Raw genomic sequence first — 24097 nt, 5'->3', positions numbered from 1 at the left:
CGGCTCCGCGCCGTGTGCTCACACGGGCGTCGGCGTCACAGGCGCAGGACCGGCTTCAGGACGCGGCCCTCGGCGGCGTCGGTGGCGGCCTCGTTGATCCGGTCCGGCTCGTAGAGGCGGACCATCTTGTCGAAGGGCAACCGTCCGGACCGGTACAGCCCGACCAGTTCCGGGATGAAGTCGAAGACGTCGCTGTCTCCCTCGGTCACACCACGAATGGTGCGCCCGTTGAGCAGGAAGTTGACGTCGAAGGTGCCGTCGGTGCCCACGGGAGGCGCGCCGACCACGGCCGCCATACCGTCGCCCACCGCCAGGGAGTCGACCGCCTGGCGCAGCAGGGCGGGCACCCCACTGCTCTCCAGGGCGTGGGTGAGCCCCCGGCCGCCGGTGATCTCGGCGACGCGCGCGACGGTGTCCTCCTCCTTGCCGTTGATGGTGTGGGTGGCGCCCAGTTCACGGGCCAGTTCCAGACGGGAGGGCACGATGTCGATGGCGATGATCTTCGCGGCCGGGGTGAGCGCGGCCCCCATGACCGCGGACAGGCCCACCGCTCCGGCTCCGAAGATCGCGACCATGTCCCCGCTGCTCGGGTCGAGTTCGTGGAGCACGGCCCCCACACCGGTCTGGATCCCGCAACCCACCGGCGCCAACATCGCGAGTTCGTCCTCGTCGGCAGCCTCCACCGGGACGACGCTGCGCGCGTGGGCCACGCAGTACGTGGCGAAGGAGGACTGTCCGAAGAAACGGCCACCGATCGCCTCACCCGTGGTGGAACCGATCGGGGTGGTGCCGTCGGGGCGCCTGCCGTCGAAGTTGAGGGAGAGGAAGTCGACGCAGTAGGCGGGGTGTCCGTGCCGGCAGGATCGGCACTTCCCGCAGGAGCTGAAGGAGAGCAGGACCTTGTCGCCGGCCGAGACGTGGGTGACGCCCTCGCCCACCGCCTCCACCACGCCGGAACCCTCGTGGCCGAGCACGGCGGGCAGGGGGGTGTGCAGGTGCTCGTCGCGGGTGGCCAGGTCGGTGTGGCAGATCCCGACACCCACCACGCGGACCAGGACCTCGTCGCTACGGGGTTCCTCCAGGCGGACGTCCTCCCAGGTGAAGGTGCCACTACCGGGATGGACCACCGCGGCCCTGGCTTCGGACATGACCGAGTCCTCTCTTGCGTCCGTCCCCCGAGAAGGGGAGATCGGGCACATTCTCCGTCAGGGGGAACGCGGTGGCCGCAGGACGCGCCGAGTGATCCGATGTCGTCCGACGTGGTCATCCACCTGATCGTTCTCGCCCGGAAGAGGGAATCGGTTGGTCCACCGAGTCGTTCATGCGTTCCCTCGGGCGAACTCCGAGCCGACACCGGCAGTAACCGCGAAAGGGTGTGCGGTGGTGGGGACCGGTCGGTGGGAAGGCACGGGCACGGACCTTCGAGGGAGCGACCACGGGTGGCCACAGAGTGGCGGGGGCCTCGCGCAGAGCATTCAGAAGGGTTGTCCAGACGGACAGAGAAGACGTGAGGTGTCCCAGGTTCACCCCGTGGTGATCCGCTCCCCCATGCCCAGGCTCGCCGCGTCCGCTGCGGCCCGACCCGCCCGCCACCCGCTCGGGTTGGTCGTCCGGGAGACCCTGGCCATCTCCAGTTCGGGGAAGGACTCCGCCAGCGCCTCGCGTACCTGCCGCTCACGCGACGCCAACACGGGCAGCAGGTCGGTGCCCGCGCGAGCGTACTCGTCCAGGGCCGCGCTCTCCTCCCCGTCCGCCGACTCGGCCAGGCGTTCCCCGATCCGCTGGGCGAAGGAGCTCAGGAAGGAACTGCGGAAGGACCGCGTCGTGGAACGGCCACGGGCGTCACGGGTGGAACCGGCCCGCCGCATCGCGGTGGTGGCCTGGACCAAAAGGGAGGTGAACAGCAACTCCACCATGTCGATCTGGTCGGGGAAACCCATCACCGTGCACATGCCCATGTTCTTGTGCCAGACCGACCGACAGTGGTTGGCCTGCGCCACGACCTCCAACAGCACCACCTTGAGGTCCTCGTAGGGGGCGTCCAGGGGCATGCGCCGCGCACCGACCTCCGATACGCGGCCCGATTCCGCCATCAGGGCGGCGTGGTCGATGCTGTGCCTGGCCATCAACCGTTGGGCCCGTTCGGAGAGCGCCTCGGCCTCCTCCGGGAACTCGGTGGCCTCCGCCTTGGCCAACAGCGCACGGATCCGGGCGAGCTTGCTCGGGTCCACCTGGTCCCGGAGCCGGCGGGAGGTGGCTCTGGCCGTTCCCGGCGGGGGCGTGAGGACCTGGATCTGCGGGAGGTGGTCCAAGAACTCGATGAGTTCCAGGGCCGTCGTGACGTGGCCCAGACGGGTGACCCCGTGCCGTTCGATGAACCGGGCCGTGTGGTCGATGTCGGTCCCCCACCACGGCTCGCCCAGCCCGCGCACCTGGTCGGCCCACTCGGGCGCCACCCGGGCAGCGGCGTGGTGACGGTTCTCGGCCATGACCACGTCCGTGACCAGGTCGGCGGCCTGACGTGAGTTCTCCCGACGCACGATCCGGACGAGTTCGGCGGGCTGCCACCCTCGGGGCCACACCTGGGCGACCGCGTCGACGAGTACGCCGAACAGGGCCCTGTCCACGATCCGGTGCCACTCGCCGCCCTCCTCCGCGAGTATCGCGGCGACCTCCTCGCGAGGCCGGCCGGGGCACCGACCACAGTCGCAGGAGGACGCCCCCGAGTCGATCAGGGCCGTGATGATCTCCTGATCGGTCATCGTGTCGAAGATCGACCCTTCGAAAGGCGCTTGGCTCTGGGTGGGGCCACTGCGACGGCGTTGCCGCTCCCGCGACTTCTTCTGCTTCGCCCGACGGCGTTCGCGATTGGACTTTCCCACGTGGTCCTCACCATGGTCTGGGATGTTCGTTACGAGCGTCCCACATCGACGTCTTCGCCGTTGACGGTTGTGGACAACGCGCGAACGATCCCTCGATCAGGTGGTCGGGTTCGTCGCGATGGCCGCGTACCACGGTGAAGTGGCGGGGCCGGGCGCCCACGGGGGCGCCCGCGAGGTGGTCCAGGTGGGCGCTCCCGTCGTTCCCTTCAAAGGGTCCGGGCAAGGCGGGTCTGTCGCACTCCTCCGCTACGCTCCGCGTGACCCTCCGACCATCACCGTTGGGCTTCCCGTCCCCATCCCCTCCCATCCCCCTTCCCGGGAAGATCCGCGGCCTCCTCCAGGAGTCCCCATGGAACCGACCTACGCCGATCTCACCGCCAGTCCCGCTCGGGTGGCCAACGCGCACGTGGACCGCGAGAACGCCCGGTTCGGCGGAAGCAGGATAGAGCTGGATTCGGGAGGCTCCGTCGATCTCACCTTCTACCTGGACAAAGTGATCGTGGAAGGCGTCCTGCGGGTGACCGCGCTCGTCTCCAAGAACGGGGGCTCCCCGGGGCATGCCCCGCTGACCGTGCTGGTCAACGGCGAACCGGTGGCCTCGCGCCTGACCATCCCCGGCGGCGGCGACCTGCCCCAGGACCTCGACTTCGCGGTTCCCGGCGGGTGGCTGCGAACGGACGGCCCCAACGTGGTGACGGTGCGCAGCGGCACGGACGCCCGAACGATGCTGTGGCTGTATCGCATCAGCGTCGACTCCATCGACGAACGCGACCGCTCGGTTCGTGCGATGCTCGCCGCCGCCGACCGGCGTTCGGTGCTTCGCTACACCACCCGCAAGCGGGTCCATTCCACGCAGGGGCCACAGCAACAGTGGGAAACCGCCGAGCGGCTGCTGGTGTACGTCGACCGGGGTGAGAAGGCACCGATCGCTCAGCTCTCCTGGCGCGACGCCGACGGAGCCGAGGCGGCGATCAGCTTCCAGTCGGCACTGGGTGACTTCCACGGCTACCACCGCTCGGCCGATGGCCTGCTGAGCGAGTACCGGGGTGACCTGGAACAGCGCCTGGCCTACCCGGAGGGGACGGAGGAGGCCACCGTGCACCGCTTCCGCACCGAAGAGCACTGGGGCGAGCGTTGGCACACCTCGGGGGAGCTGCGGCTGATGGTCGAGGATGGTGACGCCCCGGTGGAGCGGATCACCTGGCGCGACCAGCGGGAGAACTCCGGTTCGGTCGCCTTCGAGGAGGATCGGACAGGCTTCCTCGGCTATTACCAGCGGGTCGGCGAGGGCCCCATCGGTTACCGAGGCAGAGCCGTCAACGAGGTGTGAGCGGTCGCGCTGCTCAAGGCGGCGCGACACGGCGCCCCCATGCCCTGGTCCACGGAGCGGACCCCGGCCACCGAGTGACACGGTGCCCGGCGAGGGTCATGGGGGCGCGGGGCCGTGTTCTCAGGCCTGGCCGGACTCGGCGCGGCGGATGCGCTTGAGGGGGATGGGCAGGACGCAGACGGGGGCCGGGACGGCCAGGCGGTGACCGGTGTCCTGGGGAACGCCGGTGTCGGGATCGATGAGCAACGACATCAGCTCATCGCCGTTCTGGGCGGCGGCGACCAGGTGGTCGGGCTCGTCGCGATGGCCTCTGACCACGGTGAAGTGGCGGGGCCAGGCCCCCACGAGGGTGTCCGCGAGGTGCTCCAGGCGGGCACCTCCGTCCCGGACCGCGAACGTGGAGATGGCGTCGGCGCCCCGGTTGGAAACGTACACGCGCCCCTCGTAGGTGCTGGTCGGGGGCAACGCGTCCCCCTCGGCGATCTCACGACCCTCGACCTTGAGCCGGTGCAGGGCGATCTCGGCGGGGAAGTTCTTCCCGGCCGCCTCGTGGGCGGTGGCGGTGACCGAGCCCAGGTGTTCGCCGCTGCCGGACACCCCGTCCCAGCGGACGACGTGCACGCGGGAGTCGAGCTCACCGGCGACGTACACGTGGTCGCCGTTGACCACCATGTGGCGGGGTCCGGTGCCGGGTGGCAGGGGCACGCCGGGGAAGGCGTTCTCGCGAGGCTCGGGGGCCTCCTCGGTGAGCTGTTCGGGGACCGGGCTGTAGTGGTAGACGCGCAGTTCGTCCGTGCCCAGGTCGGCGGCGAGCAGGTAGCGGTTGCCGGGTTCGAAGGAGTCCAGGGCCACGGCGCTGCTGTGCGCGTGCGGCCCTTCCTGGCGTTCGGTGACGGGGCCGGTGCCCTGGTGGGTGAATTCGAGGGTGTCGCCGGTGGGTGTGCCGTCGTCCGCGGTGGCGACGAGGGTGACCACACCGTTGGCGTAGTTGGTGACGGCGACCTGGTGCGGGCCGAGGTAGCGCACGTGGCAGGGGGAGCCACCCCCGGTGGGCACGGAGCCGATCTCGGTGAGGGAGGCGTCACCGTGCGGCCGGAAGGCGGTCAGGGTGCCTTCGGCGCGCTCGTTGACCGCGTACACCGTGGGCGGTTCGGGCCGGTAGGCGAGGAAGGAGGGACCGGTGGTGTCGACGGCGATCCCGCCGTCGGTCATCTCACCGGTCCGGGGGTCGAACCAGACCCGGTGCACGCCCTGTCCCTCCCCCGGCGGTTCGGAGTCGGGGGTGTAGGTCCCCACGAGCAGGAGCCGTCGTGGTGTGTCCACAGGGTGCCTCGTTTCCGTCGCTTGGGGCAGGGATGTGGTCCATACCACCGGCGGCATGGTATCGCCCCTGGGCACGGTCGGAAAAGGCCGAACCGAGCGGCGCACCGACCCCCGTGTGAACGTCCCGGGGTCCGGACCTCGCGCGAGGCGTCCAGGTCGCGCGCACCTGAGTCCCGAAAGTATTCACTGTTCACAAAAAAGAGGCCTCTGCCCTGTGTAGCGCATCTGTTACAGTTCCTCCTCGAAAGACCGATCCGGGGAGGACGGAACCACCCTCGATAACCCATGTCCTCTGCGGTTTCGGCGGATTCAGTCTCTCGGATTCCGCGAGAAAGCAGAAGACCAGGGCACTTAGGGACCTTGGTCGTGAAAAGCACACGAAGGTCCAGGGCAGAGACTCGATCATCCTCGGTTCGGAGGGTGCGCCCGGCCCGGCGTACTCACCACCCGTGACCCCGCACCCGAACAACAGGACCCCCATTGGCCCTCCGTCCCATATCCGAAGTACCGCTGCCCGACCAGGCGACCATCGAGGATGTCCGCCTCTCGTGCGCCGATATCCCCGAGGGGTCGACCCGCCTGTCAAGGGCCTTCTACGACCACCTCTTCGCCATGGTCCCCGAGGTGCGGGTGATGTTCTCCACCGACCTCAAACCGCAGCAGCAACGCATGGCCGACGCCCTACTGTCCGTGGTCCACCACCTGGACACCCCCGAGGAACTCGCGGGATACCTGCGGAACCTGGGGCTGCAACACCACCGCGAGCTGGGCGTGCGACCCGAGCACTACCCCCACGTGGGACGTGCCCTGATCCGCGCCGTCAGCGAGGTCTCGCCCACCTGGTCCTCCTCGATGAGCTCGTCATGGGTGCTGGTCTACCAGTGGATCACCGCGCACATGATGGCCGGGGCCGAGAGCGCCATGTCCCACTCCGCGTCCCACAGGGCACGCTGACGGCATCGGACGTCACACCCGCGCGTCGCCGTCCCCGTACACCGCACACCGTCGAAGGTCCTCGTTGATGACACAGAGCAGTAGCAACCACGTGCCCGGATCCGAGGGGGAACACTACGTACAGGCGGTCATGGGAAGCACCGAACGCGCCGAACGCTTCTACCGCGACCAGATGCTGGACCACCTCAATCCGATGATGAGGGAGTTCATCGCCCGTCAGGAGATGCTGTTCATCGCGACGGCCGACGCCCGTGGTGAGTGCGACTCCAGTTTCCGGGCCGGGCCACCCGGTTTCGTGCACGTCATCGACGAGTGGACCCTGGTCTATCCGGAGTATCGCGGCAACGGTGTGTTCGCCAGCGCGGGCAACGTGATCGAGAACCCGCACATCGGGCTGATGTTCATGGACTTCCAACGCGACCGGATCGGCCTGCACGTCAACGGCCGCGTGAAGATCATGGAGGACGAGCGTCTGCGACCCCACGTCCCGAACCTGCCCCTACCGCAGATCCCGGGCCAACGGGCGCAGATGTGGATGATGGTGCAGGTCGAGGAGGCCTACATCCATTGCCGTAAGCACATCCCCCACCTGCGCAAGGTCGGCGCCGACGAGTCCTGGGGCACGGACGACGCGCTGCGCAAGGGCGGTGACTTCTTCGCCGCCAAGGAGGAACGCGAGACCCGCCTGCGCGCACCCTCCGGGGTCGGCCACCCGTAGGCGCTCACCGGGTGCCCCCTTGGAGGGGTACACCCGGTGACCACTACTTCTTGTCGGCGGCCTTGACCGCCTCGATCGCCTTCATGATGCGTTTGTCCGAGACCGGGTAGGCGGTCCGCAGCTCCTGGGCGAACAGGCTGACCCGGTACTCCTCCAGCATCCAGCGCAGTTCGACCACGTCCGGGTCGTCTACGCGGCCGGCCTTGAGCACACCCCGGATCCGCCGCACGGCCTGGCGCATCTGTTCGACCTTGGACATGTTGACCTGGTCGCGGCGCGGGTTCTCGGGCAGCTTGTTCAGCCGGTACTCGATACCGCGCAGGTACCGGTGCACGTCGTCCAGACGGGACAGGCCGGCATTGGTGAGGAAGCCATCGCCCACCAGGTCGCCCAGCTGACCCTGGACGTCGTTGAGCGAGGGCAGCACGGCCAGGGACGTGGAGCCCTTCACCTTCTTGGACACCTTGCGCCACAGCACGAGGACACGGGCGGCCTTGTCCAGGACCTCGGCGAGGGTGTCACCCAGGTCGGCGCGCACGCGATCGCGCAGCTTCGCGAAGTCGTCGCCGTTCCACACCGGGCCGCCCTCGCGGGCCAGCAGGTGGTCGACGGCGGCGGACTCGGCGTCGGCGAGGATCTTCTTGATCGAACCGTGCGGGTTGTCGGCCAGGGCGAGCTTGTCCGGGTTGTTCAGGCCCTTGCTCACCGCCGTCGCCGGGGACGGGATCGTGAGCAGCAGGAGTCGGCGCACACCCGCGCGCATGGCGGAGCGCTGTTCGGCGTCGGTGTCGAAGATGCGGATGGCGACGCTGTCGCCCTCGTCCACCAGCGCCGGGTAGCCCTTCACCTTGGGGCCCAGCGCCTTGCGTTCCAGGGTCTGCTCCAGCGGGCCGAAGTCCCAGGAGGTGATGCCCTTCTTCTCCACGCCCTTGGCCTCGGTGGCGATCGCCTCGCGCAGCCGCGGCTTGAGCTTGGCGCGCAACCGTTCGAGGTCCTTGGACTCGGCCAGTGTGCGCTTGCGGTCGTCCACGGCGCGGAAGGTGATGCGCAGGTGGTCGGGGACCCGATCGAGCTGGAAGTCCTCGGGCCGGACGCGTTCGCCGTAGGCCATGACGGTGAGCTCCGCGGCCAGGGCCTCGGTGAGCGAACCCTCATAGGGGTTCAGGGCGCCGCGGGCCCGGGCCGCGTTGTCGGGCACCGGCACGAAGTGGCGACGCAGCGGTTTGGGCAGCGAACGGATCAACGCCGTGACGAGCTCGTCGCGCAGTCCGGGGATCTGCCAGTCGAACCCGTTGTTCTCCACCTGGTTGAGGAACTTGACGGGGATGTGCGCGGTGACGCCGTCGGAGTCGCTGCCCGGCTCGAACTGGTAGGTGAGCGGGAAGACGAAGGGCCCCTGACGCCAGATGTCGGGGTAGTCGTCCTCGCTGACCACGTCCACGCCGTCGTTGATGAGCTCATCGCGGGTGAAGTCGAGGAGCGTGGGTTCGGTGCGGCGGGCCTTCTTCCACCAGGAGTCGAAGTGGGCGGCCGACACGGCGGAGGAGTCCACGCGACGGTCGTAGAAGTCGAACAGGGTGTCGTCGTCCACGACGATGTCGCGGCGGCGGGCCCGGTGTTCGAGGTCCTCGACCTCGTCCAGGAGTTTGCGGTTGTCGTGGAAGAACTGGTGGCGGGTCTCCCAGTCGCCCTCGACCAGGGCGCGGCGGATGAACAGCTCCCGGGACATCTCCGGGTCGATCCGACCGTAGGACACCTTGCGCTGCACGACGATGGGCACCCCGTACAGGGTGACCCGCTCATAGGCCATGACGGCGCCGCGCTTGCGTTCCCAGTGCGGTTCGCTGTAGCTGCGCTTGACGATGTCGCCGGCCAGTTCCTCGGCCCACTCGGGTTCGATCCTGGCGACCATGCGACCCCACAGTTTGGAGGTCTCGACCAGTTCGGCGGCCATGACGAAGCGCGGTTGCTTCTTGAACAGGGCCGAACCGGGGAAGATCGCGAAGCGCGCCCCACGACCGCCCAGGTACTCGTGTTTGTCGGGGTCCTTGAGGCCCACGTGGGAGAGCAGACCGGACAACAGCGACATGTGGACGGCGCGGGTGTCGGCGGTCTCCTCGCGCAGCGGCGGCACCTCGATGTCCATCTGCCGCAGGACCTGCTTGAGCTGGCCGTGGATGTCCTGCCACTCGCGTACCCGCAGGTAGTTGAGGAACTCCTCGCGGCACATCTTGCGGAACCGGTTGCCGGACAGTTCCCTCTGCTGCTCGCGCAGGTGGTTCCACAGGTTGAGGAAGGCCAGGAAGTCCGATTCCTTGTCGGCGAACCGGGCGTGCGCCTGCTGGGCCTGTTGCTGCTTCTCCGTGGGGCGTTCGCGCGGGTCCTGGATGGACAGCGCGGAGGTGATCACCATGACCTCGGGCAGGCAGTCGCGTTCCTGGGCCTCCAGGACCATGCGCCCCAGGCGGGGGTCGATGGGCAGCTGGGCCAGGCGGCGGCCGGTCGGGGTCAGGCGACGCCGGCTCTCCTTGGCGTCCTTGGGCTCGGGGTGCAGGGCGCCCAACTCGGTGAGGAGGTTGACGCCGTCCTTGATCTGGCGGTGGTCGGGCCCGTCCACGAACGGGAACGCGGCGACGTCGCCCAGCCCCAGGGCGGCCATCTGCAGGATGACCGAGGCCAGGTTGGTGCGCAGGATCTCGGGGTCGGTGTACTCGGGGCGGGACAGGAAGTCCTCTTCGGAGTACAACCGGATACAGATGCCCTCCGAGACACGACCGCAGCGACCCTTGCGCTGGTTGGCGGAGGCCTGCGAGACCGCCTCGATGGGCAGACGTTGCACCTTGGTCCGGTGCGAGTAGCGGGAGATGCGGGCGGTGCCGGGGTCGATCACGTACTTGATGCCGGGCACCGTCAGGGACGTCTCGGCGACGTTGGTGGCGAGCACGATGCGGCGGCCACCGTGCCGGGACCACACACGTTTCTGTTCGGCCACCGACAGGCGGGCGTAGAGCGGAAGGACCTCGGTGCCGCGGAGTTTCTTCTTCTCCAGGGCCTCGGCGGTGTCGCGGATCTCGCGTTCACCGCTGAGGAAGACCAGGACGTCGCCGGGGTCCTCGCGGGAGAGCTCGTCGACGGCCTCCAGGATGGCCTGGGTCTGGTCCTTGTCGGTGCCCCCACCCGGGTTCTTCTCCTCCGGGTCGAGGATCTCGTCGGTGATGGGCCGGTAGCGCACCTCCACCGGGTAGGTGCGTCCGGACACCTCGATGATGGGGGCGTCGTCGAAGTGACGGGAGAAACGCTCGGGGTCGATGGTGGCCGAGGTGATGATGACCTTCAGGTCGGGCCGCTTGGGCAGCAGCTGCCTGAGGTATCCGAGCAGGAAGTCGACGTTGAGGCTGCGTTCGTGCGCCTCGTCGATGATGAGCGTGTCGTACTGGCGCAGCATCCGGTCGTGCTGGATCTCGGCCAGCAGGATGCCGTCGGTCATCAGCTTGACCAGGGTGTTGTCACCGGAGGAGTCGGTGAAACGGACCTTGTAGCCGACCGTCTCCCCCAGGGGGGTGCCGATCTCGTCGGCGACGCGCTCGGCGACTGTGCGGGCGGCGAGCCGGCGCGGCTGGGTGTGGCCGATGGTGCCCATGACGCCACGACCCAGCTCCATGCAGATCTTTGGCAGCTGGGTGGTCTTACCCGAACCCGTCTCACCGGCGACGATGACGACCTGGTTGTCGCGGATGGCCGCGGAGATGTCGTCGCGTTTTGCGCTGACCGGGAGTTCTTCGGGATAGGAGAGTTCGGGGACGGCCTCACGGCGCAGTTCCACGCGCGTCTCGGCGCGTTCGACGTCCTTGACGACCTGGTCGCGCACCGAGGCGCGGCGACGCTCGTCACCGATCTTGGCGAGGCCGTCGATGCGGCGACGGAGCCGATGGCGGTCGGCGGGCATGAGGCCGCGCAACCGGGCGCGGAGCGGATCCGCGTCGGAGGAGGGTTTGCGCGCGTGCGCGGGCGTGGTGGTGCTCATCAGTACTCAAGGTTAGAAGGGCCCGCAACCGGTTTTACCGGGCGTGGCCGGCCGGGTCGGTGCGGGGTGCGGGCGGCTGCCGGGTCGGGGTCCCGGGCGCACCACAGTCGCCAACGCCCCGACGAGACGGATTGTTCCGCCGCCGATCAGTGGGGACGAGTCAGCCATTGGTGGAGAATGCGATTCCACTGCCGAGGGTCGTTCAAGTGAGGGTCGTGAAATGTGTCCTCCATCTCTACGAGGCGGGTGGTGGGACGACGGTCGAGCAGACTCCGCTGCTGAGCGTCGCTGAACATGCCGAGGTCGCCGAAGACGGCGAGGGTCGGGACCTGCAGGTTCTCCCATTCGGACCATCGCGGTCGGCGGAGGCCGACCATGATCGCTTCCAGGACCGCGGGGTCGAAGCGGGGCACGAATCCCTCGGGGGTCTCCTCCAGATCGGCGACCCAGACCTCGGTGAGATCGTGGCGGCCGAGGTGGGCGCGGGCCGCGTCCCGGTCGGGGAACGGGGTGGGCCAGGAGGCGAAGTACGCGCCGATGCGGGGCGCGGTCTCGGGGCCGTCTCCCCCGGGGTGTCCCTCCAGCATGGTGAGCCGGTCCACGAGGTCGGGGCGGGCGCTCGCGGTCAGCATCGCGGTGTGGGCGCCCATGGATTGGCCCACCAGGTGCACGGGCCCCTCGGCGAGTTCCTCGATGACGGTGACGATGTCCGCGACGAACGCTTCCCGGGAGGTGTCCTCGGGCAGGCGGGTGCTACGGCCGTGGCCGCGTTGATCCACCATGAGGACCCGGAAGTCAGGTGCGAGGGCGTGAGCGGTCGGGAGGAACTCTCGGGCGTTGCCGGCCAGGCCGTGGAGCAGCACGACCGGTGGTCCCTCGGTACCGGTGTCCAGGACGTGGAGGGTAACGCGGTCGCGGTGGATCCACCGCGACCGCGTCGACGAAGAGATCACTCGGCGATGCTCCGGTCCACCGCTTCGGCGGTCCGGGGGGCGTGTTCCTCCATCATGGTGAAGTGGTCCCCCGGCACCTCGAACCGGTCGTGCGCGGTGGGCCAACTCCAGTCCAGGCCGAGTTTGGCGCCGCCGGCGGTGACCACCGCTTCGATCGGACGCACCTGCACCGTCGGGCCCCGCCACGACGAGGGCCGCCACGAGGAGAACAGGTCGAGGTAGGCGCCCATCGCGGTCAGTCGGGCGGTGTCCATCAGCTCGAACTCGTTGGCGCGCTCGGTGACGAACTCCGTCACCATGGGCAGGAGTTCGTCGTCGCCGGGCACCACCGTGTCGAGTAGGACGGCCTTCGCGGGCGGGGTCCCCCTGGCGGCGAGTTCCTCGGCGACGGCGTGTGCCGTCCAACCACCCGAGGAACGACCGACCAGGACGAACGGACGACCGGCGGCCACGGCGAGCGCCTGGTCGGCCTGGGAGCGCACGAAGGTGTCCAGGTCCGCGGGTAGTTCCTCGCCCTCCAGGTACCCCGGAGCGGAGAGCACGTGGACTCCACGGCGTCCCTGCCACCGGCCGGCGAATCGGGCGAACTCGTGCGGGCCGGAGGTCATGACCAGGGACGGGTGGCAGATCAGGACGGGTTCCTCGGGTCCCGTGGCCAGGGTGGTGGCGGCAGAGGGTGAGGCCCCGGTGAAGACCGCGCGTGTGCGCGAGGCGGCCAGGGCCAGGTCGACGGCCTCCTTGGGGCGGTTCGCGACGCAGGCGTCCAGGAAGAGTCCGACCAGGCTGTCGGGGGTCCCCCCGGTCGTGCCCGTTCCCGGGGTGGACCCGCCCATCTCCCGGTCGAGGTGCTCGGCCAGGGCCACCGGGGTGGAGTGCTGGAACACCAGGGTGGCGGGCAGGCGCAGATCGGTGAGCGCCTGGAGGTGGTTGCGCAGCTCCACGGCGGTCAGCGAGTCGAACCCGGACTCGGGGAACTCCTGGTGGGCGCCGTACTCCGCGTAGCCCAGGATCTCGGCCGCACGTTCACGGACCAGTCGGGTGATCAGCCCCCTGCGCTCGGCCCCGGACGGCACGGAGATCACCCGGTCGGTGTCGCCGGCCGCGCGTTCGGGGGCGCGCACCAGCCCGCGCATCAGCGCCGGCACGGACCCTTGGGTGACCGCTCGGGTGCGCAGGCCCACCAGGTCGATCGGTGAGGGCACGAGTTCGGCGCGGCCGGCGGCCATGGCCGCGTCCAACAGCGCGCACCCCTCGTCGTCGCCGATCCCCTGGACGCCCCAGGTGCGGGCCATCCGGTTCGCGGAAACGTCGTCCATCTCGGCGAACTCGCGGGTCTCCACCAGCCAGCGCCCCCAGGCCAGCGACTGGGCCGGCAGTCCCTGTTCCCGACGGTGCCGGGCGAGTGCGTCCAGGTAGGCGTTGGCGGCCGAGTAGGCGGCCTGACCGGCGCTACCGAAGACCCCCGCCGCCGAGGAGAACAGGACGAACGCGTCCAGGTCGAGGTGGGCGGTGAGACGGTGCAGGTTCCACGCGCCGACGGCCTTGGGAGCCATCACCTTGTCCAGGCGTGCGGTGGTCAGCCCGGTGAAGGTGGAGTCGTCGATCAGGCCGGCCGAGTGCACGACCGCCGAGACCGGAACCTCGGTGAGGAGGTCCCGCAGACGGTCGGTGTCGGTGACGTCGCACGCCTCGATCCGGACGCGGGCCCCGAGCTCGGTGAGTTCGGCGACGAGTTCGGTCGCGCCGGGGGCGCGGGGCCCCTGGCGACCGATGAGGAGGAGGTCCTCCACGCCATGCCGGACGACCAGGTGGCGGGCGACCAGGCTGCCCAGGCGGCCGGTGGCCCCGGTGATCAGGACCGTTCCACCGGGGCGCAAGCGAGTGGACAGCTCCAGTACGGCCTTGCCGACGTTGTGGCCGCGCTGCATGATCTGGAACGCCTCGGGCGCCTCCTCGATCGGGTACCGACTGAGGGGGCCGCGGGGCAGGGTGCCGTCCGCGAGGAGCGGCAGGAGTGCGGCGAAGGCGCGCCGGATCGGCTCCGGCCCCGATTCCAGGACGTTGAAGGCCCGGTAGGTGACGCCTTCGGGGACGTCGCCCGTTCCGAGCAGTTCGTTACGGCCCAGTTCCATGAACCGGCCGCCCTCGCCGAGTAGCCGCAGGGACGCTGTGATCGCGTCCCCGGTGAGGGAGTTGAGGACCACGTCCACGGTGCCGGCGCTCGCGCGGAAGCACTCCTCGAACCCGAGTTCACGCGAGTGCGCGATCTCGTCCTCGCCCAGACCGGACCCTCGGAGCAGGTCCCATTTCTCGGGGCTTGCCGTGGCGAGCACGCGGGCACCGAGGTGCCGGGCCAGGCCGAGTGCCGCCTGACCCACCCCGCCCGCGGCGGAGTGGATGAGGACGGTCTCACCGGCGCGCAGGCCGGCCTCCTCCACCAGGGCGAGGTAGGCGGTGAGGTAGACGGCGGGGATGGCGGCCGCCTCCGCGTGGTCCCACCCTTGGGGGACCTTGGCCAGGTACCGGTGGTCGGCCACCGCGACCGGGCCGAAGGCGCCGGGGAAGAGCCCCATCACCCGATCGCCCGGCTTCAGGCCTTCGGTGGCCTCTCCGACCTCCAGCACCACGCCGGAGCCCTCGTTGCCGATGTCGCCCGGTTCGGGGTACATGCCCACGGTCATCAGGACGTCGCGGAAGTTCAGCCCCGCGGCGCGGACGGCGACACGCACCTCATGGGGTGCGAGCGGGCGTTGGGCCACGGGCACGTAGGTAAGTCCGTCGAGGATGCCGTGACCGTCGGTGTCCAGACGCCAGCCCGGGCCGCGGGCGGGCGGAACGGTACCGATGTCGGCCTCGGAGCGGGTGCGGGCCAGGCGCGGGGCGTGGAGCCGACCGCCCCTGGCGGCCACTCGCGGTTCCGCCGTGCGCAGCGCGGCGGCGACCAGTTCCGGGTCGGCGTGGTCGGCGTCCAGCAGCAGGAAGCGGCCGGGGTTCTCGGTCTCGGCGGAGGCGATGAGTCCCCACAGCGCCGCGGCGGACGGGTCGACGGGCAGGTCGGTGTCCCCCGGCAGGCTCACGGCTCCCCGGGTGAGCACCACGAAACGGGTGGCGGCGTAGCGGTCGGCCTCCACCCGGTCGCGGATCGGGCCCAGTACGGCGGACAACCGTTCGAGGGCGTGTTCGGGGTCGGCGCCCGCGGGTCCCTCGGGCGCGAGCACGATCACGGCGGGCGCCTCGTCGCCCTCCTGGGGACGACGATCGATCCCGGGCACGGTGCCCACCGCGGCCCAGGTCGTCGGGTCGGGCACGGCGCCCTCGCCCGGTTCTGTGAGTTCCTCCCACTCCTGGTGGAAGAGCGCGTCCTGGTCCGCTCCGGTCATCGGTGCGGCCTCCCGGACGGAGAGGGCGGCGATGCTCAGGACGGGCGCGTCCTCGGGGTCGGTGAGCAGGACCTCGTAGGTGTCGTCCCCGGTCCGGGTGAGCCGCACCCGGACCCGTTCGGGGGTGTCGGACCGATGCAGTCGTACCCCGCTCCAGCCGAAGGGCATCAGCAGTCGGGGCGCCTCGTCGGTGTCCGTCTCACGCAGGAGCAGGGACTGGAGTCCGGCGTCGAGCAGGACCGGGTGCGGGCCGGTCATCGCCTCGGCGTCAGTGGGCAGGGTGTCCGGTCCGGCCTCGGCCCAGGTGCGGGTTCCGTCGGCGCGGACCGCGCGCAGGCCCTGGAAGGCGGGACCGTACTCGATGCCGCGGGCCTCGAACAGGGCATAGGTGTCGGCCATCGCGAGTTCGGTGGTGCCGGGGGCGAACGGCACGGGGGCCGGCGCGGGGGTCCGTGCGGCCGGGACCAGCCGTCCCTCGGCGTGCTCGGTCCAGTGTTCTCCGTCGGGGGAGGACGAGAGCAGCCGGAAGTCGCGCGCCCCGCGCAGGTCGGGGGCCTCCACGATGACCTGGAAGGGCGTCCCGGGACCGTCGGGGTCGATCTCCAGTGGTGCGCTCAGGGTCAGCTCGGCGATCTCGGGACGGTCGCAGACCCGTCCGACGGTCAGGAGCAGTTCCAACGTGGCGGTTCCGGGCAGGATCACCCGACCGGACACCGCGTGTTCGGTCAGCCAGGGCGCCCGCGCGGTGTCGAGTCGGCCGGTGAAGAGAGTCTGTCCGCTCGCACCGATCGGCGTCCAGGCGCCGATCAGCGGGTGGTCGGCGGGGGTGAGGCCGACCGATGAGGGATCACCGGCGAGCTCGGGCTCCTCCAGCCAGTATCGGCGTCGTTGGAAGGGGTAGGTCGGCAGTTCGACGTCGTTCGCGCCGGCGCCCAGGACCCGTTCCCAGTCGACGGTGATTCCTTGGCAGTGCGCCTCGGCCAGCGCCGTGAGGAAGCGGTCGCCGGTGTCCTCGTCCCGGCGCAGGGTGTGCACCACGGGGCGGTCGGCGACACCGGCGGCCTCCAGGGTCCGCCGCAACGGCATCGACAACACCGGGTGCGCTCCGACCTCGACGAACGCGTGCCCGGCGGTGGCCAGTCGACGGATCACCGGTTCGAGGAGCACCCCGTGGCGCAGGTTCCGGTACCAGTGGTCGGCGTCGAGCGTGCTCCCGTCCACGGGCTCCGTCGGCGGCTCGTCCCCCGGTCGCCAGGTGGGCGAGGGGGCCACGGTGGAGTGGAACGGTACGGTGCCCGGGCGGGGGCGCAGGTCGACCAGACCGGCCCGGAACTCCTCCTCGACCCGGTCCATGAGGAAGCAGTGCGAGGTGTAGTCGACCGGGATCCTTCGCACGAAGGTCCCGTCCCTCTCACGGGCCGCCACGAACACGTCGATGACCTCGGCGGCACCGGCGACCGTGCTGGTATCCGGTCCGTTGGCGCCCGCGAGGACGATCCGGTCACCTTGGCCTTCGATCAGACCGGCGACCTCGGCCGCGCCGAGCCCGACCACGGCGATGCCGCCCTCCCCCGCGACCTTGCCCAGCACACGGCTGCGGGTGACCACCACCCGCGCACCGTCCTCCAGGGAGAGGATCCCGGCCACACAGGCGGCGGCCACCTCTCCTTGGGATTGACCGACCACGGCGGAGGGTTCGACCCCCGCGGCGCGCCACAGCCGGGCCAGGGACACCAGGACCGCCCAGAGGGCCGGTTGCACGACGTCCGCCGGCGCGTCCTGCCCCATGAAGGGCGGGGCGTGGGGTTCCTGTCGCAGGACCGCCGACAGCGACCAGTCCACGAGAGGGGCCAGGGCCCGTTCGCACTCGGCCACGGACTCGGCGAAGACCGGGGAGTGCGCCATGAGGCCCTTGGCCATGCCCGCCCACTGACCGCCTTGACCGGGGAAGACGAAGACCGGCTTCTCCGAGCGTCCGGGCCGGTGGACCTCACCGGTGACCAGACCTTCGGTGTCCTCGCCTCGCGCCAGGGACCGCAGCCGGTCGGTGAGGACCTCGGTGTCGGCGCCGACAACGGCCGCGCGCCGGGCGAAACGGCCGCGGGTGGTGGCCAGCGAGCGGGCGACGTCGCCGGCGGAGGGGGCACCACCGGGGTGGTCGGTCAGCCGATCGGCGAGACGGTCGGCCTGGGCCGTGAGCGCGGCCCGGTCGCGGGCGGACAGCGACCAGACGGTGCGCCCCTCGACCAGTGGCCCGGCGGTTTCCGGGGCCTGCGAGGCCTCGGCGGCGGGTTCGGGGGCCTCCTCCAGCACGAGGTGGACGTTGGTCCCGCTGATGCCGAAGGAGGACACACCCGCGCGGCGCGGTCGTTCGCCGCGCGGCCAGTCCCGCGCCTCGGACAACGGCCGCACACCGCCCGATTCCCAGTCGACCAGGGTCGAGGGGCGATCGGCGTGCAGCGTCCTGGGAAGTCGTTCGTGACCCAGGGCCAGCACCATCTTGATGATCCCGACGGCGCCGGCCGCCGCCTGGGTGTGGCCCAGGTTCGACTTGACCGACCCCAGCCAGAGGGGATCCCCGCCCGACCTACCGCCGAACACGTCCAAGAGGGCGTCGGCCTCGATCGGGTCACCGAGTTCGGTGCCGGTTCCGTGCGCCTCCACGGCGTCGATGTCGTCGGGGGTCAGCCCGGCGTCGGTCAGCGCCGCCCGGAGCACCCGGGTCTGCGCGGGGCCGTTGGGGGCGGTCAGTCCGCTGGAGGCGCCATCCTGGTTGACCGCGCCGCCCCGAACCACCGCCAGGACGCGGTGGCCGTTGCGTTCGGCGTCGGAGAGCCGCTCCAGGACCAGGGCCGCGGCGCCCTCACCGAACCCGGTGCCGTCCGCCCCGGCACCGAAGGCCTTGCAGCGACCGTCCTGGGAGAGCACGCCCTGTTTGGCGGACTCCGCGAAGAGCGAGGGACTCGACATCACGGTGGCGCCGCCCGCCAGCGCCAGTGAGCACTCGCCCTGGCGCAGGGACCGCACGGCGAGTTGGACGGCCGTCAGGGAGGAGGAGCACGCGGTGTCGACGGTCAGCGCGGGGCCCCGCAACCCCAGGGTGTAGGCGATCCTCCCCGAGGCCACGCTGGCGGCGACGCCGGTCATCAGGTAGCCCACGGCCCCTTCAGGCATGGGCACCCTGCCGGAGGTGGTGGTGCGGGCGTAGTCGGTCGTGCTGATCCCGGTGAAGACCCCGGTGGACGTCTCGGCCAGGGCCGCGGGGTCGATCCCGGCGCGTTCGAGGGACTCCCAGGTGACCTCCAGCATGAGCCGCTGTTGGGGATCCATCGCCTCGGCCTCGCGCGGGGAGATCCCGAAGAACCCGGCGTCGAACCCGGCCACGTCGTCGAGGAACCCGCCGCCCGCGGACATGCCCGGGCGGCCTCGCATGTCCTCGACGTCCCATCCCCGGTCCTCGGGCAGGTCGCCGATGGCGTCGGCCCCCTGTGCCAACAGGTTCCAGAGTCCTTCCGGGCCGTCCACCCCTCCGGGCAGACGGCAGCCCATGCCCACGATCGCGATGGGCTCGCTGTCGCGTTCACGCAACCGCGCGAGTTCGGCGCGGGTGCGTCGCAGATCGGTGGTGACCCGTTTGAGGTAGTCGAGAACCTGTGCGTCGTCGGTCATGGGCGTGCCTCACCGCTTCACTTCGCGGCACCGCGCACGGTGCCGAGGTCTTGGCTGTGGTCGTTCGGTTCTTGGTCCTCGGCGTCGGCCGGGATCAGTCGCCCAGGGTCTCGTCGATGAGCGCGAAGAGCTCTTCCTTGGAGGCCGTGGCCAGGTCGGAGCCCTCGGGTCCGGACTCCGGCCGGTTCGACGCCCCCGGATCCAGTCGGCCCAACAGGGCTCGGAGTCGCTCGGTGACCAGGGTTCCCCGTTCGCCCTCGTACTCGTCGAGGGCGGCGGTGAGGCCGTCGAGACGTTCCAGGACGATCTGTTCCGCGCTGCCGAACACGCGCTCCTCGACGTGCCGGGCCAGCGCCTCACAGGTGGGGTGGTCGAAGGCCACGGCGGAGGGCAGGCGGACCCCGGTGAGCGCGGAGAGCCGGTTGCGCAGTTCCACCGCCGTGACCGAGTCCATTCCGAGGTCCTTCAGCCCCCGGTCGGACGGGACGTCGTCCGCCGACCGGTACCCGAGGATGGCCGCCACGTGCTCGCACACGTGCTCGGTGAGCGCGCGGACCCGTTCGCCGCGCCCCGCCCCGGAGAGTCGGTCCCGCAGGGTCGCTCCCTCCGTGGGCGGGGTGGTGGACGCGGTGGTCCCCGTGCCCCCCACCGGGTGGAGGTCGCCGATCAGTGGGCTGGGCCGGTTGGCGGTGAAGGCCACCCGGAAGCGCGGCCAGTCGACGTCGGCGACGGCCAACGCCGTCTGGTCGTGGTCCAGGGCGCGCCGCAACCCCTCCAGCGCCGGTTCCGGTTTCATGGTGGGCAGGCCGTGTCGGCGCAACAGTCCGGCCACGGCCTCGCGACCGGCCATCCCCGCACCCTCCCAGGCACCCCACGCGATCGACGTGGCGGGTAGTCCCAGGGAGCGGCGGTAGTGGGCGAAGGATTCACAGAAGACGTTGCCGGGGGCGTAGTTGCCCTGGCCGGTCACACCGAACACGGCGCCCACCGACGAGAACAACACGAACGCCGAAAGGTCCAGCCCTCTGGTGAGCGCGTGCAGATGCACGGCTCCGTCCGCCTTGGCCCGCAGGACCCGGGCGATGTCGACCGGGTCGAGGTCGGCCACGGCGCCGTCGTCCAACTCGGCGGCGGTGTGGAACACGGCCGTGAGCGGGAGGTCCTCGGGAACATCGGCGAGGGCTTGGGCGAGTTCGGCGCGATCCCCGACGTCGCAGGCCACGAGCGTGACCCGGGCCCCGGCCGCACGGAGGTCGGCCGTCAGTTCCTCGGCCCCGGGGGCCCGGGGTCCGCGGCGGCTGAGCAGGAGGAGGTGCTCGGCCCCCAGTTCGGCGAGCCGGCGCGCGGTGTGCGCCCCGAGCCCTCCGGTGCCGCCGGTGACCAGAACCGTGCCCGACGGCTTCCAGTCCCGGACCCCGTCCCCTCCGAGCGGTGCTCTGGCGAGTCGTCGCGCCAGCACGGCGGGTCCGCGCACCGCGAGTTGGTCCTCACCCGCCGCGACCCGGCCGGTCAGGATCGCGGCCAGGACGGTTCCGCTCTCCGGGTCGTCGGGGTCGGGGAGGTCGACCAGACCGCCCCAATGGTCGGTGTGCTCCTGGGCCGCGACACGGCCCAGGCCCCACAGCAGCGCGGCGGCGGGATCGTTCACGCCGGTTCCGCTGTCGACCGCGCCACTGGTCAGGCACCACAGCGGGGCGTCGATCCCCGTGTCGAGCATGGCCTGGAGGGTGAGAAGGGCGTCCTTGTGGGCGGGGTCGGTGGACGGGGGCCGGACCTCGTCGGGGGCGGTGTCCAGGGCGGTGGTCAGCAGGACGCCGGCGATGTTCCCCGCCCCGTCCCGGGCGGTGTCGAGCAGCGCGGACACCGAATCCCGCCCGGCGTCGTGGGGGAGGTCGACGACGCGGGTGCGGTGACCGTCCGCCTCCAGGGCCGCGACGCAGCCCTGGATCGCCGGCCCGCTCCGGGAGCCGACCAACAGCCAGGTGCCCCGGTCGGTGGCCGTGGCCGGTGGGTGCGCCGAAGCGATGGCGGGCACCGGAACGGTCACCCACTCCTCGCGGTAGGTCCAGCCGCCGGCGGGACCGCCGTCGACGGCGCCGACGACGTTCTCGAAGGAGCGTCCCTCGGCCTGCGTCTCCGGTCCCGGCCGCCAGTACCGCTGTCTTTGGAAGGCGTAGGTGGGCAGGTCGACCGGGACGGCGTCCACATCGAACAGTGGGGACCAGTCGAGGTCGACACCGTGGCCGTGGGCCTGTCCCAGGGCCGTCAGGAAGCGGACCGGGCCACCCTCGTCACGGCGCAGGGTTCCCAGCGCGACCGTGTCGTCGGCCCCGACGGCCTCCGCTGTCTCCTGAACGGCCGGGGTGAGCACCGGGTGCGGTCCGACCTCGACGAACACGTCGTGTCCGGCGGTGATCAGGGCCTCGGTGGCCTCGGCGAAACGCACGGGTTCGCGCAGGCCCTGGAACCAGTGGGCGGCGTCCAACGGTCGTCCGTCCAGGAGTTCACCGGTCAGGGTGGAGTACAGGGGGATCTGCGGTCTGGTCGGAACGATCCCGGACAGTTCACCCTGGATCCGATCGCGCAGGACGTCCACGAACGGTGTGTGCGACGCGTAGTCGACGGCGATCATCCGGGCCCGGACGCCTTCGGCCTCACACCCCTGGACCACCTGGGCCACCGCGTCGGGTTCACCGGCGATGACGGTGCTCGAAGGACTGTTGACCGTGGCCACGTGGACCCGTCCCGCCCAGGGGCCGAGGCGGTCGAGCACGGCCTTGGCGGGGCTCGCCACCGAGGCCATCGCCCCGGTGCCGGCGAGTTCGAGCACGGCCCGGCTGCGCAGGGACACCACCTTCGCGGCGTCCTCCAGACCGAGGGCGCCCGCGATGTGCGCGGCGGCGACCTCCCCTTGCGAGTGGCCGACCACGGCGGCCGGGACCAGGCCGTGCGCCATCCACAGGCGGGCCAGGGAGACCATGACCGCCCACAGCGCGGGCTGCACCACGTCCACGCGGTCCAGTGCGGGTGCGCCCCGCACGCCTCGAAGGACGTCGGTGAGCCGCCAACCGACGTGGGGTTCCAGCGCCCGTTCACAGGCGTCGACGTGCCGGGCGAACTCGGCGGAGGCGTCCAGAAGCTCGACGGCCATGCCCTCCCACTGGCCGCCCTGGCCGGGGAAGACCAGTACGGGGCGGCGGTCCGGGCGGGCCCGTCCGGTGGCCACGGTGGCCCCCGGCGTTCCGGCCTCCAGGGAGGTCAGCGCGGTCAGGAGTTCGTCGCGGTCGCGTCCCGTGACCACGGCCCGGTGTTCGAGGGCCGAGCGCGTGGTGGCCAGAGCGTGCCCGACATCGGACGGAAGGAGGTCGGGGTGGTCCTGGACGTGTTCGCGCAGGCGCGCGGCCTGGGCGGTGAGCGCCTCGGGGGTGCGTGCGGACAGGGGCCATGCGGCGGCCCCCGCCACCGAGACCGGCCGCGCGGGGACGTCCCGTGGGTCGGCGTCCGGAGCCTGTTCCAGGATCAGGTGGGCGTTGGTCCCGCTCATCCCGAACGAGGAGACCGCCGCCCTGCGCGGCCGGCCGGTGTCCGCCCAGGGACGGGTCTCCTGGAGCAGCCGGACACCTCCGTCCCAGTCCACGTAGGTGCTGGGTTCGTCCGCGTGCAGGGTGGGCGGCATGATCCCGTGCCGCAGGGCCTCTACGGTCTTGACGACCCCGGCCACCCCGGCGGCGGCCTGCGGGTGCCCGATGTTGGACTTGAGCGAACCCAACCAGAGCGGATGGTCCTCGGAACGTCCCCGGCCGTAGGCGTCGATCAACGCCTGAGCCTCGATGGGGTCGCCCAGGGTGGTCCCGGTGCCGTGGGCCTCCACCAGGTCGACGTCGGCGGGGGTCAGCCCGGCGTCGGCGAGCGCCCGGCCGATCACCCGGGTCTGGGAGGGGCCGTTGGGGGCGGTGAGCCCGTTGGAGGCCCCGTCCTGGTTGACCGCGCCGCCCCGAACGACCGCCAGGACGCGGTGACCGTTGCGTCGGGCGTCGGACAGGCGTTCCAGCACCACCATCCCCGCCCCCTCCGAGAAGGCGGCTCCGTCGGCGTCCCGACCGAAGGCCTTGGAGCGCCCGTCGGGGGCCACCCCGCGCAGGCGGGTGAACTCGGTGAGGGTTCCGGGGGTCGACATGACCGTGGCGCCACCGGCCAGGGCCAGTGAGCACTCGCCCCCACGAAGGGCGCGCACGGCCAGGAGCATGGAGACCAACGAGGAGGAACAGGCGGTGTCCACCGTCAGCGCGGGGCCGGTCAGTCCCAGGCAGTAGGAGATACGGCCGGAGGCGACGCTCGACGACACCCCGGTCAGGGTGACGCCGTCCGCCGTGTGCCGGTGCACCGGCGGCCCGTACTCCTGTTGGACGAGCCCGACGTAGACACCGGTCTCGCTGCCGGCCAGGGAGGTCGGGGCGATCCCCGCCCGTTCGAGCGTCTCCCAGGCCAGTTCGAGCAGGAGGCGCTGTTGGGGTTCCATCGCCTCGGCCTCACGGGGCGAGATACCGAAGAAGGCCGGGTCGAAGTCGAAGACGTCCCGTAGGAAGGATCCCCGGTCCATGTCGACGAGTCGGCCGTTCTCCCCCTGGGCCAGGAGTCCCGTCAGGTCCCATCCACGGTCGTCGGGGAGGGGACCGACCGCCTCCCGTCCCTCGAAGACCATCTCCCACAACTGTTCGGGGGTGTCCACACCACCCGGCAGCCGGCATCCCGTTCCCACGATCGCGATCGGTTCGGGTTCACTCTCCAGCTCGGCGCGGAGCCGGGAGTTCTCCTTCATCGTGTTCCGGAGCGCCGCGACCAGGCGTTCGCTTTCGCTGCTCAA

10 protein-coding genes and 1 pseudogene are annotated in these 24097 nt (G+C 71.0%); 3 read left to right on the top strand and 8 right to left on the bottom strand.

The genetic code is table 11. From position 1 onward, the window contains the following. Positions 1–35 precede the first annotated feature (35 nt). The 3 genes and pseudogenes from ACWGSK_RS22655 to ACWGSK_RS22645 form a co-directional block, all read right to left on the bottom strand. The gene (locus ACWGSK_RS22655; RefSeq protein ID WP_452456665.1) at positions 36–1148 is read right to left on the bottom strand and encodes an NAD(P)-dependent alcohol dehydrogenase; all 1113 of its coding nucleotides are present in this window, start codon (positions 1146–1148) and stop codon (positions 36–38) included. A gap of 375 nt (positions 1149–1523) precedes the next feature. Next, positions 1524–2762: a DUF2786 domain-containing protein gene (locus tag ACWGSK_RS22650; RefSeq protein ID WP_452456664.1), complete on the bottom strand. Its 1239-nt coding sequence runs from the start codon at positions 2760–2762 to the stop codon at positions 1524–1526. Between the two features lie 214 nt (positions 2763–2976). Next, a pseudogene (locus tag ACWGSK_RS22645) lies at positions 2977–3093 on the bottom strand (lactonase family protein); the annotation flags it as partial. A gap of 138 nt (positions 3094–3231) precedes the next feature. Between ACWGSK_RS22645 and ACWGSK_RS22640 the strand changes: the two are divergent. Further along, positions 3232–4212 (top strand): hypothetical protein, encoded by a 981-nt coding sequence (locus ACWGSK_RS22640; protein WP_452456663.1) that lies wholly within the window; start codon positions 3232–3234, stop codon positions 4210–4212. A gap of 120 nt (positions 4213–4332) precedes the next feature. On the opposite strand, the gene ACWGSK_RS22635 is transcribed toward ACWGSK_RS22640, so the two are convergent. Beyond that, positions 4333–5535, bottom strand: a complete 1203-nt coding sequence (locus ACWGSK_RS22635; RefSeq protein WP_452456662.1) for a lactonase family protein — start codon at positions 5533–5535, stop codon at positions 4333–4335. A 480-nt stretch (positions 5536–6015) separates the two neighbouring features. Between ACWGSK_RS22635 and ACWGSK_RS22630 the strand changes: the two genes are divergently transcribed. Together ACWGSK_RS22630 and ACWGSK_RS22625 are read left to right on the top strand one after the other, a co-directional pair. Beyond that, complete coding sequence (locus tag ACWGSK_RS22630) at positions 6016–6489, top strand: globin domain-containing protein (protein WP_452456661.1); 474 nt, start codon at positions 6016–6018, stop codon at positions 6487–6489. 67 nt (positions 6490–6556) lie between these two features. After that, a complete protein-coding gene (locus ACWGSK_RS22625; protein WP_452456660.1) occupies positions 6557–7207 on the top strand; it encodes a pyridoxamine 5'-phosphate oxidase family protein in 651 nt (216 codons plus the stop codon). Positions 7208–7250: 43 nt separating this feature from the next. Here the strand turns inward: ACWGSK_RS22625 and hrpA are convergent, their stop codons facing one another. The 4 genes from hrpA to ACWGSK_RS22605 form a co-directional block, all read right to left on the bottom strand. Further along, positions 7251–11231, bottom strand: coding sequence for an ATP-dependent RNA helicase HrpA (hrpA, locus tag ACWGSK_RS22620; RefSeq protein WP_452456659.1), 3981 nt, complete (start codon positions 11229–11231; stop codon positions 7251–7253). Between the two features lie 146 nt (positions 11232–11377). Next, complete coding sequence (locus ACWGSK_RS22615) at positions 11378–12184, bottom strand: alpha/beta fold hydrolase (RefSeq protein ID WP_452456658.1); 807 nt, start codon at positions 12182–12184, stop codon at positions 11378–11380. Next, the gene (locus ACWGSK_RS22610; RefSeq protein ID WP_358504355.1) at positions 12181–19233 is read right to left on the bottom strand and encodes an SDR family NAD(P)-dependent oxidoreductase; all 7053 of its coding nucleotides are present in this window, start codon (positions 19231–19233) and stop codon (positions 12181–12183) included. Before ACWGSK_RS22610 ends, ACWGSK_RS22615 begins: the two co-directional genes overlap by 4 nt. A gap of 94 nt (positions 19234–19327) precedes the next feature. Further along, positions 19328–24097, bottom strand: a complete 4770-nt coding sequence (locus ACWGSK_RS22605) for a type I polyketide synthase (protein ID WP_452456657.1) — start codon at positions 24095–24097, stop codon at positions 19328–19330.

Source organism: Nocardiopsis sp. NPDC055551, assembly GCF_053619415.1.
Note: the sequence above shows the minus strand (reverse complement) of the source record. Positions and strands in the feature narration are given on the sequence as shown.

What these genes read in the sequence shown, in the direction of transcription:
- ACWGSK_RS22625 (WP_452456660.1), top strand. Translation starts at nt 6,557, where the DNA reads ATGACACAGAGCAGTAGCAACCACGTGCCCGGATCCGAGGGGGAACAC.
- ACWGSK_RS22655 (WP_452456665.1), bottom strand. Translation starts at nt 1,148, where the DNA reads ATGTCCGAAGCCAGGGCCGCGGTGGTCCATCCCGGTAGTGGCACCTTC.
- ACWGSK_RS22610 (WP_358504355.1), bottom strand. Translation starts at nt 19,233, where the DNA reads ATGACCGACGACGCACAGGTTCTCGACTACCTCAAACGGGTCACCACC.
- hrpA (WP_452456659.1), bottom strand. Translation starts at nt 11,231, where the DNA reads ATGAGCACCACCACGCCCGCGCACGCGCGCAAACCCTCCTCCGACGCG.
- ACWGSK_RS22640 (WP_452456663.1), top strand. Translation starts at nt 3,232, where the DNA reads ATGGAACCGACCTACGCCGATCTCACCGCCAGTCCCGCTCGGGTGGCC.
- ACWGSK_RS22650 (WP_452456664.1), bottom strand. Translation starts at nt 2,762, where the DNA reads ATGACCGATCAGGAGATCATCACGGCCCTGATCGACTCGGGGGCGTCC.